This is a genomic window from Herbiconiux moechotypicola (assembly GCF_024979255.1).
GTDB lineage: Bacteria > Actinomycetota > Actinomycetes > Actinomycetales > Microbacteriaceae > Herbiconiux > Herbiconiux moechotypicola.
This window is the reverse complement of sequence record NZ_JANLCN010000005.1, coordinates 126,264-139,956: the sequence shown is the minus strand read 5'-3', so window position 1 is coordinate 139,956 and position 13,693 is coordinate 126,264. Positions and strand designations below refer to the sequence as shown.

Here is a 13,693-nt window from a genome sequence, read left to right as displayed (position 1 = left end):
TGTGGTCTTTCTGAGTGGGGACGGAGGAGGTCACTCGCTGCGGAGCGCGTCGATGGGGGCGAGTCGTGCGGCCCGGGTGGCGGGGTAGACCCCGAAGACGAGCCCGATCGCGATGGCGACGCCGATGGAGACGCCGACCGCAGCGGGCGAGATGACGATGGAGGAGCCGATGACGCCGGGCAGCACCAGGGCCGCACCGATCCCGAGCAGGGCTCCGAGCACGCCGCCGGTGAGGCCCAGGATGGCGGCCTCCGCGAGGAACTGCCTCCGGATGGCCCAGGGCGGTGCGCCGAGGGCCTTGCGCAGGCCGATCTCGCGAGTGCGCTCGGTGACCGACACCAGCATGATGTTCATCACGCCGATGCCGCCGACGAGCAGCGACAGCCCGGCGATGCCGGTGAGCAGCACAGTCAGCGTCTGGTAGATCGAGGTGGCCGTGTCGACCAGCGCATTCTGCGAACTGATGGTGAAGTCGGCCGAGTCGGCGTCGGTGATGGCGTGGAGGTTGAGCAGAACCGACTCGACCTCTTGGTAGGCCGCGGCGAGCTGGGTGTCGGACGCGGCCTTCACGTAGATGGTGGAGACCGAGCTGGAGTCCGTGCCGCCGATGAGCTGGTTCGCCGCTGTGGAGAGCGGCACGATGGCGATGTCGTCGAGGTTCGACGACGAGTCCGAGCCCGCCGAGGCGAGCACACCCACGATCTCGAAGGTGCGCCCGTCGATGGTGACCGACTGCCCCACCACGTTGGTGGTGCCGAAGAGCTCCGTCGCCGTCTCCGAGCCGAGCACGGTCACGGCGGCCGACGACAGCTCGTCGTCCTCGGTGATGAACGATCCCGCCGACAGCTCGCGCGAGCGCACGTCGAGCCACGACTGGGTGGTGCCGGTCACGCTGGTGGTCCAGTTGGTGTCGTTCGCCTCGAGCGAGAGCGAGGTGGTCTTCTCGGCGGCGACACCGGCCACGTCGGGGGCGTTCACGGTGGAGGCGAGCGCCGCAGCGTCGGCCGCGGTGAGCGTCGATCCGGTGCCGAACCCGCCCCGCACACCGGAGCTGTCGGTACTCGACCCCGGCGAGACGATGAGCAGGTTGCTGCCGAGCGAGCTGATCTGCTCGCTGACGTCTTTCTGCGTGCCGAGGCCGAGGCCCACGGTCATGATGACGGCGGCGATCCCGATGAGGATGCCGAGCACCGTGAGCAGCGAGCGCAGGCCATGCGAGCGCACCGCCGCCCAGCTGGTGCCGAGCGTCTCGGTCCAATTCACGCGGCACCCGCCGATCCGACCAGGTGCTTGGCGTCGCCGGAGGGGCCGTCGTGCTTGATCGCGCCGTCGCGCACCCACACGATGCGGCGGGCGCGCTCGGCGACCTCCTGCTCGTGCGTGATGAGCACGATCGTGCGGCCGAGCTCGTGCAGTTCGTCGAACAGCCCGAGCACGTCGGCGGTCGAGACGGAGTCGAGGTTTCCCGTGGGCTCGTCGGCGAGGATCATGGTGGGCTCGCCCACGAGCGCTCGGGCCACGGCCACGCGCTGCTGCTGGCCACCCGAGAGCTCGCCCGGCTTGTTCGCCAGCCGCGACCCGAGGCCCACTCTCTCCAGCGCCCGCTCCGCCCGCTTCCGCCGTTCGGCGGCGGGCACCCGCGCGTACATCAGCGGCAGCTCCACGTTGCGCCACGCCTCGAGCGAGGGCAGCAGGTTGAACTGCTGGAACACGAAGCCGATCTCGCGGTTGCGGATCTCGGCCAGGTCGACCTCGTCGAGGTCGTCGACGTCGTGGCCGGCCAGCCGGTAGTGACCGGTGGTGAGGGTGTCGAGGCAGCCCAGGATGTTCATGAGGGTCGACTTGCCCGAGCCCGAAGGGCCCATGATGGCGACGTACTCACCGCGCTCGATGGAGAGGTCGACGCCTTTCAGCGCCTCGAACTCGATCGTGCCGGAGCGGTAGACCTTGCGCGCGCCGGTCAGCTCGATGACGGGGCGCATCAGTTGCCTCCCGTGGTGCCGCCGGTGCCGCCCGGGAAGCCGCCCTGGCCGCCGCCCATCTGACTCGGGTCGAAGCCCTCCGGCAGCTCGCCGCCGCCCGGGAACTGGCCGGTGCCGCCCTGCTCGGTCGAGCCGTCGGTGCCGCTGTTGCCCGAACCGGGAGTGAAGGTCTCCACCTTCACGAGGTCGCCCTCGGCGAGTCCCTCGGTGATCTCGACGAGAGTGCCGCTGGTCTCACCCACGGTCACGGTGGTGACGGTCTCGGTGCCGTCGTCGGCGACCACCGTCACGGTCGAGGCGCCGTCCGCATCCGTCGTCACCGCCGCGCTCGGCACGGTGAGCACGTCGGTGCGGCGCTCGTAGACGATCGAGGCGGTCACCGAGATGCCGTCGTAGAGGCCCTCCGGCGAGCCGGTGACCGCGACGGTCACGGGGTAGGTCGCCGCACCCGAGGTGGTCGACGGAAGCAGACCGACCTCCGAGACGGTGCCGAAGAAGGCGGTGCCGTCGTCGGTGGAGAGCTCGACCTGGTCGCCCACGGCGACGTTCGCCACGTCGGTCTCACCGACCGAGAGGGAGACCTGCCAGGAGTCGGTGGAGACGATGGTGAACTGCGAGGTGCTCGTGGTGGTGCTCGAGGTCGACCCGCCCGTCGATCCGGTCGCGCCCGACGATCCGCTGCCCGAAGACGACGACCCCGACACCACGTCGCCCACCTCGAGGTTCACCGCGGTGACGAGCCCGGCGACAGGAGCCACCAGGGTCGCGTCGGCGATCGCCGCGGTGGCCTCGTCGGCGTCTGCCTGGGCCACCGCCACGGCCGCCTCGTCGGCGGCGATCTGCGCGGCCGACTCGTCACTGCCGTCGTCGTCCTCCTCGGCGGCGGCGAGGGTGGCCTGAGCCTTGGCGAGGGTCGCCTGAGCCGAGAGCGCCTCGGCGTTCACGGTGAGCGTGTCGACGGTCGCCAGCACGTCGCCCGCGGCGACCGTGGTGCCCGCCACCACGTTCACACCCGTGACGGTGCCCGACACCGCGAAGTCGACGTTCTCCTGCACCGTGGGCGCGAGCGTGCCCGAGGTGTCTATGGTCTTCTCGAGCGTCTCGAGCGCGGCCGCCACCGAGGTGCTCACGGTGGGGGCGCTGGCCTGGGCAGACGACGCGGTGGCCGCGAGGACGGCCCAGGTGGAGCCACCCCCCACGACCACGACGGCGGCGACCCCGGCGATGATCCAGGTGCGGGTTCGGATGCGCCTGAGGCGCGAGGCGAGCTTCATGATCCCCGACGCTAGGAACGCCGGTTATCAGGACCATTGCGCGAACCTTGGACGAGGCTATGAGTGCCCCGCCGGGCACTCCGCGCTCATGCGCTCACCGCGCTCACCGGCAGGCGGTCAGCGACGCCACCCCCGCACCGAGCGAGTTCTGGCCACCGAGCAGCACGACCGTGGTCGCGCCGAGCGAGCGGATGCCGTCGAGCACGCCCTGAGGCACGCAGTCGCCGGGCACCACGTAGAGCGGCGCACCGTTCGCGCCCGCGAGCACACCGCCGGCGAGTGCGTCGGGGAAGTTGGTGCCCGTGGCGAGGTAGACGGTGTCGCTCTCGGTGAAGGCGTCGTCGTTCAGCGCGATCGAGGTGAGATAGCGGTCGGCCGCCGCGACCCGGTCGACGGATGCGGGCACCGCCTTCAGCGAGTCGGCAACACCCCTCGAGACCGAGTTCAGCCCGCCCACGACCGTGATGTCGGTGGTGCTCATGGCGCGGAGCACGTCGAGCGTGGCATGGTCGGCCGACGACGCCGGCCCGTTCACCAGCACCACGGGTTCACCCGCCGCACCCGCGGCGCCCCCGGCCGACAGCGCATCGGGGAAGTTGGTGCCCGTGGCCGCATAGGCGTGCCCGATCACCTGGCCGCCGAAGACCGACTCGACCACGTTCTGACTCGCCACGTACCGGTCGGCGCCCGACAGACGCGTCACCTTCACGCCCTTCACGAGCTTGCCGAGAGCGGTCTGCACACCCGACGACACCGAGTTCGGCCCGCCCACGATCACGATCCGCTCCGGAGCGAGTCGCTTGATCTCGTCTGACACCGAGGTGGGGATCGACCCCTGCGTCACCAGCAGCAGCGGCCCGTCCTCGGCCACGGCCGCGGGGCCCGCGCTCAGCGCATCCGGATAGTTCTGCCCGGTCGCGATGTAGACCACCGGAGCCGTGCCCGGGAAGCCCGCCTGCGAGATCTTCACCGCCCCTTCGTACCGGTCGGCCCCCGCGATACGGTCCACCGTGCCGACGAACAGCGAACCGCTGACCGTCGAGGAGCGCGAGATCGCCTCGCCGAAGCCGAACACGGAGTAGGCGGTGTAGCTGTGCAGGCCCGGGGTGAGCCCCGTGGGCGACAGCTTCCAGCTGCGGTCGCTCGCGACATCGGCGAACTGCACCTCGTCGCCATCGATGCTGATGGCCACGGCGTAGTTGCCGGTGCCGTTCGGGAGGGTTCCCGACACGGTGCCCGAGGTGACGACCGTCGTGTTCACCACCGGCGCCGGGGCACTCACCGAGAGGCCCCAGTTCTCTTCGAGGGTGACGATCGAGCCGTACTGGAAGCCGGGCTCCGAGCCGCCGATCATGGGGAAGATCGCGGTGATCGCGGTGCTGCCCGAGTCGCACGAGCCCTCCTGCCCGCCGGAGATGAGACCCACCGCGTACCCGCCCGACACCACGGCGCCGCCGCTGTCGCCCTGCTTGGTGCACATGCTGCGCACGACGTCGGCGTTGACCTCCTGCCCGCTCACGTTCACGAGCTGATCTACGTCCTTCACGGTGCCACAGCTCCACCCTGTGGTGCGCCCCGACTTGCACACGCTCTGGCCGATGATGGTGTCGCCGTAGTCGCGCACCGCCTGGGGGGTGCCCGCCGTGACCGGTCCGTTGTTGGCGCCCGAGTTCCAGGTGCCCACGGTGCCCTTCGGAGTCCAGCCCGAGTTGGTGGCGATGAGGCCGCCGTCGTACTCGTTGCCGAACTGGAAACTGCCCGAGACCACCGTGCCGAGCAGAGCGCCCGCCGCGTCGACCACGTTCGGCCGTGGCTGCACGGCCTCGAACACGCGGCTGTCGCGGCCGTCGAAGTCGCAGTGGCCCGCGGTCACGAACTGCGCGGCGCCCGAGTCGCGGTCACGGCCGTTGAACGCCGTCGAGCACAGGCCCTGCTCCGAGCTGTTGCCGAAGATGTAGCCCTGTCCGCCCACCAGGTCGGCCAGCGCCTCGAACTCCACGTCGGCGTAGGCCTCGCGGCCCGGCGCCTCGCCCACCTCGGCGGTGGCGTCGACGGCCTCGACCGCCGCCACGTCGGACTCGGACGCGACGGTCACCACGAGCTCGGTGCCCTCAAGGCGCGACGACGCGACCGCGACGCCCGACTCCTCGAGCCCGGCCACCACCTCGACCGCCACGGCGGCCGCATCGGCACCCGCGAGATACTCCTCCGGGGTCTCGCCGAGGTCGTTCGCGATCGCGGTGACGAGTTCGGCCGGCAGCTCGGCTGCCGCGGCGACGTACGACTCCGGCTGGAACTCCGGCATCACGACCCGGCCGTCACCCGCATCCGGGGTCACGGTCGCGGGCACCGAGCCCGACGGCGTGGCGGCAGACGCGGGAGCCGCCGCCGCGAGGCTCGACAGCACGAGGGCCGCGCCGGCCAGCGCGGCGACGGAGGCGCGGCGGGCGCGCGGAGCGGAGCGGGGCATCGGTGCCTCTCAGGTAGGGAACGACGGGTCGGGGCGCCTACGTCGGAACCCCCTCGACCGGCTCAGCATAGAGCACGGAGGCATCCGATCTCGACAACGGTCGAACACCGGATGCGCACCGCCCGAGCAGGGCTGCACAGGCGGTAGACTGGCAGCAATGTGCGGCATCGTGGGCATCGTTTCGGCTGAGCCCGTCAACCAACTCGTCTACGACTCCCTCCTCCTCCTGCAGCACCGGGGGCAGGACTCGACGGGCATCGCCACGGCCGAGGGCAGCATCTTCCACATCGTGAAGGCCAAGGGCCAGGTGCGCGAGGCCTTCCGCACCCGCGACATGCGGTCGCTGCTCGGCACCATGGGCCTCGGCCACGTGCGCTACGCCACGCAGGGCAAGGCCTCGGCCGAGCAGGAGGCGCAGCCGTTCTACGTGAACGCGCCCTACGGCATCATCCTGGTGCACAACGGCAACCTCACCAACACGCGCGAGCTCACCAGCGAGCTCTACAACGTCGACCGCCGCCACCTCAACACGAGCTCCGACACCGAGGTGCTGCTCAACGTCTTCGCCAACGAGCTGCAGTCGCAGATCACCGGCCTCTCGCTCGACCCCGACCAGATCTTCACCGCCGTCTCGCGCGTGCACGAGCGGGTCGAGGGCTCCTACGCCACCATCGCCATGATCGCCGGGCACGGCCTGCTGGCGTTCCGCGACCCCTTCGGCATCCGGCCCCTCACCATCGGCGGCCGGCTGCTCGACAGCGGGCAGATGGAGTACATCGTGGCCAGCGAGTCGCTCGTCATGGAGAGCCTCGGCTTCGACGTGGTGCGCGACGTCGAGCCCGGCGAGGCCGTGTTCATCACGATGGACGGCGAGCTCATCGCGAAGCAGTGCGCACCGAACCCGCGCCTCGTGCCGTGCTCGTTCGAGTACGTCTACCTCGCTCGGCCCGACTCGGTGCTCTCGGGCATCTCGGTGTACGAGGCGCGGCTGCGGCTCGGCAACCGCCTCGCCGACACGGTGGCGAAGTACACGCCGATGGGCGACATCGACGTGGTCATGCCCATCCCCGACTCCTCCCGGCCCGCGGCCATGCAGGTGGCCCAGAAGCTCGGTGTGGAGTACCGCGAGGGCTTCTACAAGAACCGCTACGTGGGCCGCACCTTCATCATGCCCGGGCAGGCGGCACGCAAGAAGTCGGTGCGCCAGAAGCTCAACGCCATGTCGGCCGAGTTCAAGGGCAAGAACATCCTCATCGTCGACGACTCGATCGTGCGCGGCACCACCTCGAAGGAGATCGTCGACATGGCCCGCGCCGCCGGCGCCAACAAGGTCACCTTCGCCTCGGCCGCGCCGCCCGTGCGCTACCCGCACGTGTACGGCATCAACATGCCCTCGCGGCATGAACTCGTGGCGCACGACCGCAAGATCCCCGAGATCGCGGCGGCCATCGGCGCCGACCACCTCATCTACCAGGAGGTCGACGACATGCTCGCGGCCATCACGCAGGGCTCGCCCTTCGTGAAAGACCTCGAGATGAGCTGCTTCACGGGCGACTACGTCACGGGCACGGTCACTCCCGAGTACCTCGCCTGGGTCGAGGCCAACCAGCTGAGCTGAACGCGCATCCGATGGCGGCGACCGGCGGCGACACCAAGACCGACTTCAAGAAGTCGCTCGACGCCTACCGGCCGGGCCGCCACCACGAACTGCGGATGCTCACGGTGCCGCCGACGCGCTACCTCATGGTCGACGGCCACGGCGACCCGAACGACTCGCCCGAGTTCGGCGCAGCCGTGGAGGCAATCTTCCCCGTGGCCTACAAGCTCAAGTTCGCCAGCAAGAAGCTGCTCGGCCGTGACTACGTGGTCATGCCCCTCGAAGGCCTGTGGTCGGCGCCCGACCTGGCGTCGTACACCTCGGCGCGCGACAAGTCGCAGTGGGACTGGACGCTGCTCGTGATGGTGCCCGAGTGGACGACCGAGACGATGGTTCAGGATGCGCGAGCCGCGGCGGCCGGGTCGGGTTCGGGCTCTGCTTCTGGCGCGTCGGTCGCCGGTTCAGCCCCCGTCGTGCGCCTCGAGACCCTCGACGAGGGCCTGTGCGCCCAGACCCTGCACGTGGGCCCCTTCGACGAAGAGGCCTCGATCCTCCAGGAGATGCACGACCGCTTCATCCCCTCCTCCGGCTACACGATGCGCGGCCGCCACCACGAGATCTACCTCAGCGACCTCCGCCGCACCGCCCCCGCCAAGCTCCGCACCCTCCTCCGCCAGCCCATCGCCCTGCTCCCCCGCGGGTAGGCTCGGGGCATGCCGACCCCTGAGTTCGTCCTGGCCCTGCGCGAGAAGATCGGGCACGACCCGCTGTGGCTGTGCGGGGTGACCGCCGTGGTGGCCAGGGGCGACGAGGTGCTGCTCGTGAAGCGCAGCGACAACGCGGAGTGGACGCCCGTGACCGGCATCATCGACCCGGGCGAGGAGCCCGCCGTCGCGGCGGCCCGCGAGGTGCTCGAGGAGGCCGACATCGTGGCGGAGGCGCAGCACCTGTGCTGGGTGCACGTCATCCCGACGGTCACCTACCCCAACGGCGACCAGACGCAGTACATCGACATCACCTTCCGCATGAGCTACCGCTCGGGCGAGCCGTTCCCGGCCGACGGCGAGAACACGGATGTGCGGTGGTTCCCGCTCGACGCCCTCCCGCCCATGAGCGACGAGATGCGCGCCCGCATCGCCCACGCGCTCGACGGGGTGGAGGCGGCGCGCTTCGTTCGCTGAGAAAGCGTCGCGGCACCCCGTCGTCGGCCCACCGCCACCGGCTCAGTCCTCCGCGGGCAGCAGCCCCCGCACGAACGCCGCCTGCCCGGCGTGCTGCAGGTCGTCGCTGATCACGCTCACGAGCCGCACCGCCATCGTCACCGGCGGCGTCCACGACTCGTCCACCACCCGCTCCAGCTCGGCCGCGGCGGCCGACCCGTCGAGCGAGCGCAGAAAGCCGACCGTCGCGGTGTAGACGGCCTCGTGGTAGCCGATCAGCGCATCCGCCGTCACCCCCGGCCCCGCCACCTGCGTCACCTCGGCCGCCGTCTGCCCGTAGCCCGTCGCATCCGGAGCGAACGGCAACCCGAAGCGCTCGCGCCACCCGCCCGACTCCCACACCTGCTCGGTGCCGGCGAGCTCGGAGACGTGGTCGTCCTGCACCCGCGTGAGGTGCCACACCAGCCACGCGATGGTGTTCGCCTCGAGCCCCACCCGGTGGCCGAGCTGGTCGGGGCCGAGGCCTCCGGTGGCTCGGCGAACGGTGTCGCGGATGCGCGTGAAGGCGTCTTCGAGGATGTCGATGCTCTCGGTCATGGGCTCACCCTAGGCACAGCGGCCCCGCGTCGCACGGGTGTGCCGCATGGGGTGTTTCGGCGGGGTGCTCCCAGGCACTTCCCCAAGACCCGCCGTACGCTGGCGCATATGCCCGAAAGTCCCCACCGTCTCGTCAGCTGGTTCCAGCGGCTGATCGACGGCACGAAACGCCCGGTCGGCATGATGCTCGCGCTCAGCATGGTGGCCGCCCTCCTCGTGAGCGTGATGGCCATCCCGGCCGTCGCCGTGACCGGCGTGTACGCATCCCGCTCGGTCGACGTGCTCGACACCCTGCCCGACTCCATCCGCCCCGGCACCCTCGCCGAGGCGTCGCAGATCTACGCCACGAACGCCGACGGCACGAACACCCTCCTCGCCACCGTCTACGACCAGAACCGCCAGGAGGTGGGCTGGGACCAGATCTCGCAGTTCGTCAAAGACGCCGTCGTCTCCACCGAAGACCCGCGGTTCTACGAGCACTCCGGCGTCGACATCGCCTCCACCCTGCGCGCGGCGCTCGGCAACGTGGCCTCGGGCGGCGTGGAGAGCGGGGCCTCGACCATCACGATGCAGTACGTGCGCAACATCCTCGTGCAGCAGGCCGAGATGATGGACACGCAGGCCGAGCGCGAAGCGGCCTACGAGGCGGCCACCACCGAGTCGATCGACCGCAAGCTCTCCGAGATGCGGCTCGCGATCGCGCTCGAGAAGCAGTACTCGAAAGACGACATCCTGCTCGGGTACCTCAACATCGCCAACTTCGGCGGCTCGGTCTACGGCATCGAGGCGGCGGCGCAGTACTACTTCGGGGTGAGCGCGGCGAACCTCACGCTCGCGCAGGCCGCCACCCTCGCCGCCACGGTCAACGAGCCGAACGGCCTGCGCATCGACGAGCCCGAGAACCTCGACGCCAACAAGGCGCGGCGCGACGAGGACATCCTGGCGTCGATGCTGCGGGAGAACTCCATCACGCAGGCCCAGTACGACGAGGCCGTCGCCACCCCCATCACGCCCAACATCACCGAGCCGACCACCGGCTGCCAGGCCGCGGCCGACGGGGCCGCCTACTTCTGCGACTACGTCACCTGGATCGTGAAGAACGACCCCACCTTCGGCGACACCGCCGACGAGCGGTGGCAGCACTTCAAGCAGGGCGGCTACGAGATCTACACCACCCTCAACACCGCTCTGCAGGCCAACGCGAACGAGACCATGCAGGAGTACATCCCGGCGACCTACGAAGACGTCGACCTGGGCTCCACCATCGTCACCGTGCAGCCGGGCACCGGGCGCATCCTCGCGATGGCGCAGAACACCAGCTTCGACGACGACCCGTCGACGGCTCAGCCCGGTGAGACCGCGGTGAACTACAACACCGACATCGACTACGGCGGCTCGTCGGGCTTCCAGGTCGGGTCGACCTACAAGGTGTTCGCGCTCGCCGAGTGGCTGAAGCAGGGGCACACCCTCTCCGAGCGGGTGAGCGGCAACGAGCGCGAGTGGGACATGTCGACCTTCACCAACAGCTGCCAGCAACTGGGCGGGATGTGGGAGCCGGCCAACGACGGCAGCTCACGGCCCGGCACCATGTCGGTGCAGTCGGCGCTCACGAACTCGGTGAACAACGCCTTCGTCGAGATGGCGCAACAGCTCGACCTGTGCTCGATCCGCTCCACGGCCGAGTCGCTCGGGGTGCACCGCGCCGACGGTGCCGAGCTCGACACCCAGCCCTCCTCGGTGCTCGGCACCAACGAGATCGCGCCCCTGACCATGGCGGCCGCCTACGCCGGCATCGCCGCGAGCGGGGTGTTCTGCTCGCCCGTCGCGATCGACCGCATCCTCGACTCCACCGGGGCGGAGATCGCCACGCCGCAGGCCGACTGCCACCAGGCCATGGATGCGAACATCGCGGCCACGGTCGCCTACGCCATGCTCGGCCCCATCCAGAGCGGCACCGCGACGGCGTCGAACCCCTACGACGGCATCACCCACATCGGCAAGACCGGCACCACCGACAACGAGAAGGACACCTGGATGGTCGGCGCGTCGACCGCCGCCGCCACCGCGGTGTGGGTGGGGAACGTGTCAGGCAACGTGTCGATGACGGAGGTGTACCCCAACGACTGGACGGGGTCGTCGGTGCGGCACCGCATCTGGCGCTCCGTGATGACGGCGAACGACGAGGTGCTCGGCGGCGGGGACTTCCCCGACCCGTACGAGCCGCTCGTCAACGGGCGCTCGACGTCGGACGACGATGACGAGCCGACCCCGACGCCCACCCCCACGGCCACCCCGACGCCCACGCCCACGCGTGAGGCGCCGGCTCCCGACCCCGAGACCGATCCGGAGGAGGGCGACGACACCCCGGCCGAGCCGACACCGACGCCCACCCCCGCCGCGGGCACGGGCGGCAGCAGCGGCACCGGCGGCTCGAGCGGCACGGGCGGCGCGGGCGGCGGCACCGGGGGCACGGGCACCGGCGGCTGATCCCGGCTGGCGCGGCCACAACGCCACGCCTGCCGTCGACCGCGCCGCTCTACGCGTCGGTTCGCCGGAGGCGTGGCGTTGTCGCCGTCGCGCCGTCGGGTTGAGAGCGGGCCGGCGGATGCGGGCGCTCGGTGGCGCGGCGCGTCAGGCGGCGGAGAGCTCCGCGAGCTTCTGCTCGATGACGGTGGCGGCGTCATCGATGAGGGCTTCCGAGATGACGACGGAGGGCAGGAAGCGCAGCACGCTGTCCCAGCTGCCGGAGTCGAGCACGATGACCCCTTGCGACGCGGCGTGCTGGATGATCGCCTTCAGCGCCTCGGGATGCGGCTTCTTCGTGCCGGGCAGCACCAGCTCCACGCCGAACATGGCGCCCTTGCCGCGCACCTCGCCCACGATCGGGAATCGCGAGGGCCAGTCGCCGATGCGCTCCACGAAGGCGCGCTCGACGCGCTGCGCCTCGGCGATGAGCCCGTCGCGCTCGATGATGTCGAACACGGCCAGCGCCGCCGCCGTCGACACCGGGTTGCCGCCGAAGGTGCCGCCGATGCCGCCGGGCTGCACCGCATCCATGATCTCGGCGCGACCCGTCACCGCCGCGAGCGGGAACCCGCCCGCGATGCCCTTCGCGCTGGTGACCAGGTCGGGCACCACCCCGTGGTGCTCGATCGAGTACCACGCGCCCGTGCGGGCGATCCCCGCCTGGATCTCGTCGGCCACGAACACGATGCCGTTCTCGGTGCAGAACTCGCTGAGCCGCTTGAAGTAGCCGGGTGCCGGGATGACGACTCCGCCGTCGCCCTGGATCGGCTCGACGAACAGCGCGGCCAGCTCGGTGGCGCCGATGTGGGTGACGATGTAGTCGATGGTGCGCTCCGCTGCCTCTTCGCCCGTCATGCCCTCGGGGTCGCGGAAGGGATAGCTGATCGGCACGCTGAAGATGTCCCCCGGCATCGGGCCCATGCCCGCGCGCTCCGGCCAGGGGCGGTAGGTCATGGCCATGGTGAGGTTCGTGCGCCCGTGGAAGGCGTGGTCGAGCGTGGCGATCACGCGACGGCCCGTGTACTTGCGCGCGATCTTCACCGCGTTCTCGACGGCTTCGGCACCGGAGTTCACGAGGATGGAGTGCTTCTCGAAGTCGCCCGGCGTGATCTCGGCGAGCTTCTCGGCCACCTTCACGTAGTTGTCGTAGGGCGTGACGGTGAAGAGCGTGTGGGTGAGCTTGCTGGCCTGGGCGGCCGCCGCCGCCGCGACCTCCGGATGCGCGTGACCGATGGTGGTGACCCCGATGCCGCAACCGAGGTCGATGATCTGGTTGCCGTCGACGTCGACGAGGATGGCCCCGGAGCCGTGGTCCATGTAGATGTCCGCCAGCGTTCCGGCGCCGCGCGACACGGCCGCGCGGCGGCGTTCGTGCAACTCACGCGACTTCGGGCCGGGCAGCTCGGTGACGAGCTTGCGCTCTTGCGGAACGGAGAATCCAGTCGAGGAGGCCATGCTCCGAGCCTAACCGCTCCCCTGTTTCAGGCCCGTTTCGACTTCGCCGGGCAGCTGTCGACGTGGTCGTCGACCACGCCGGTGGACTGCAGGTAGGCGTAGACGATGGTGGAGCCGACGAAGGTGAAGCCACGCTTCTTGAGGTCTTTACCGAGGGCGTCGGAGAGCGGCGTGGTGGCCGGCAGATCGCCGAGACCGGTCGGGTGGTTGACGATCGGCCCACCGTCGGGCGCCCACCCCCACAGGTAGGAGTCGAAGCTGCCGAACTCCTCCTGCACCCGGCCGAAGGCGAGCGCGTTCTTGCGGGTGCCGAAGATCTTCAGCCGGTTGCGGATGATGCCGGGCTCACCCATGAGCACCTCGAGCTCGTCGTCGGTCATGGCGGCGACGGCCGCGCGGTCGAAGTCGTGGAACGCGGCCGCGTACCCCGCACGGCGGCCGAGGATGGTGGCCCAGGAGAGACCCGCCTGCGCTCCCTCGAGCACGAGCATCTCGAACAGGTGCCGGTCGTCGTGACTCGGCACGCCCCACTCCGCGTCGTGATAGGCCCGCATGGCCGCGGAGCCGTTGGCCCAGCCGCAGGTGCCGTCGTGCGGGTCGAAGGCGGGGGACTCTGAACTCATGGAGGCAGC

The 13,693-nt window shown here is 70.4% G+C and carries 11 protein-coding genes; 4 read left to right on the top strand and 7 right to left on the bottom strand.

Annotated elements, in window-relative coordinates; genetic code table 11:
- Nucleotides 1–30: 30 nt before the first annotated feature.
- The 4 genes from N1031_RS09700 to N1031_RS09685 form a co-directional block, all read right to left on the bottom strand.
- Nucleotides 31–1,263, bottom strand: coding sequence for an ABC transporter permease (locus tag N1031_RS09700; protein WP_259479427.1), 1,233 nt, complete (start codon nt 1,261–1,263; stop codon nt 31–33).
- The gene (locus tag N1031_RS09695; protein WP_259479426.1) at nt 1,260–1,982 is read right to left on the bottom strand and encodes an ABC transporter ATP-binding protein; all 723 of its coding nucleotides are present in this window, start codon (nt 1,980–1,982) and stop codon (nt 1,260–1,262) included. The genes N1031_RS09700 and N1031_RS09695 overlap by 4 nt, the downstream gene beginning before the upstream one ends.
- Entirely contained in the window at nt 1,982–3,256 is a 1,275-nt protein-coding gene (locus N1031_RS09690) for an efflux RND transporter periplasmic adaptor subunit (protein WP_259479425.1), read from the bottom strand. Before N1031_RS09690 ends, N1031_RS09695 begins: the two co-directional genes overlap by 1 nt.
- A gap of 103 nt (nt 3,257–3,359) precedes the next feature.
- Nucleotides 3,360–5,726: a cell wall-binding repeat-containing protein gene (locus N1031_RS09685; protein ID WP_259479424.1), complete on the bottom strand. Its 2,367-nt coding sequence runs from the start codon at nt 5,724–5,726 to the stop codon at nt 3,360–3,362.
- Nucleotides 5,727–5,883: 157 nt separating this feature from the next.
- Here N1031_RS09685 and purF point away from each other — a divergent pair, with 157 nt between their 5' ends.
- Genes purF through N1031_RS09670 form a run of 3 tightly spaced genes read left to right on the top strand, consistent with a single transcriptional unit; the run spans nt 5,884 to nt 8,504 of the window.
- Entirely contained in the window at nt 5,884–7,344 is a 1,461-nt protein-coding gene (purF, locus tag N1031_RS09680) for an amidophosphoribosyltransferase (RefSeq protein WP_259479423.1), read from the top strand.
- A gap of 11 nt (nt 7,345–7,355) precedes the next feature.
- Entirely contained in the window at nt 7,356–8,027 is a 672-nt protein-coding gene (locus N1031_RS09675) for a GyrI-like domain-containing protein (RefSeq protein WP_259479422.1), read from the top strand.
- Between the two features lie 9 nt (nt 8,028–8,036).
- Nucleotides 8,037–8,504 (top strand): NUDIX hydrolase, encoded by a 468-nt coding sequence (locus tag N1031_RS09670; protein ID WP_259479421.1) that lies wholly within the window; start codon nt 8,037–8,039, stop codon nt 8,502–8,504.
- Nucleotides 8,505–8,546: 42 nt separating this feature from the next.
- Here N1031_RS09670 and N1031_RS09665 read toward each other — a convergent pair whose 3' ends face one another.
- Nucleotides 8,547–9,080 carry a mycothiol transferase gene (locus N1031_RS09665; protein WP_259479420.1) on the bottom strand — a complete coding sequence of 178 codons (534 nt, stop codon included), beginning with the start codon at nt 9,078–9,080 and terminating at the stop codon, nt 8,547–8,549.
- A 108-nt stretch (nt 9,081–9,188) separates the two neighbouring features.
- Between N1031_RS09665 and N1031_RS09660 the strand changes: the two genes are divergently transcribed.
- The gene (locus N1031_RS09660; protein WP_259479419.1) at nt 9,189–11,567 is read left to right on the top strand and encodes a transglycosylase domain-containing protein; all 2,379 of its coding nucleotides are present in this window, start codon (nt 9,189–9,191) and stop codon (nt 11,565–11,567) included.
- A 144-nt stretch (nt 11,568–11,711) separates the two neighbouring features.
- On the opposite strand, the gene N1031_RS09655 is transcribed toward N1031_RS09660, so the two are convergent.
- Together N1031_RS09655 and N1031_RS09650 are read right to left on the bottom strand one after the other, a co-directional pair.
- Nucleotides 11,712–13,061: an aminotransferase class III-fold pyridoxal phosphate-dependent enzyme gene (locus N1031_RS09655; protein ID WP_259479418.1), complete on the bottom strand. Its 1,350-nt coding sequence runs from the start codon at nt 13,059–13,061 to the stop codon at nt 11,712–11,714.
- A 26-nt stretch (nt 13,062–13,087) separates the two neighbouring features.
- Entirely contained in the window at nt 13,088–13,684 is a 597-nt protein-coding gene (locus N1031_RS09650; RefSeq protein ID WP_259479417.1) for a DNA-3-methyladenine glycosylase I, read from the bottom strand.
- Nucleotides 13,685–13,693: the final 9 nt, after the last annotated feature.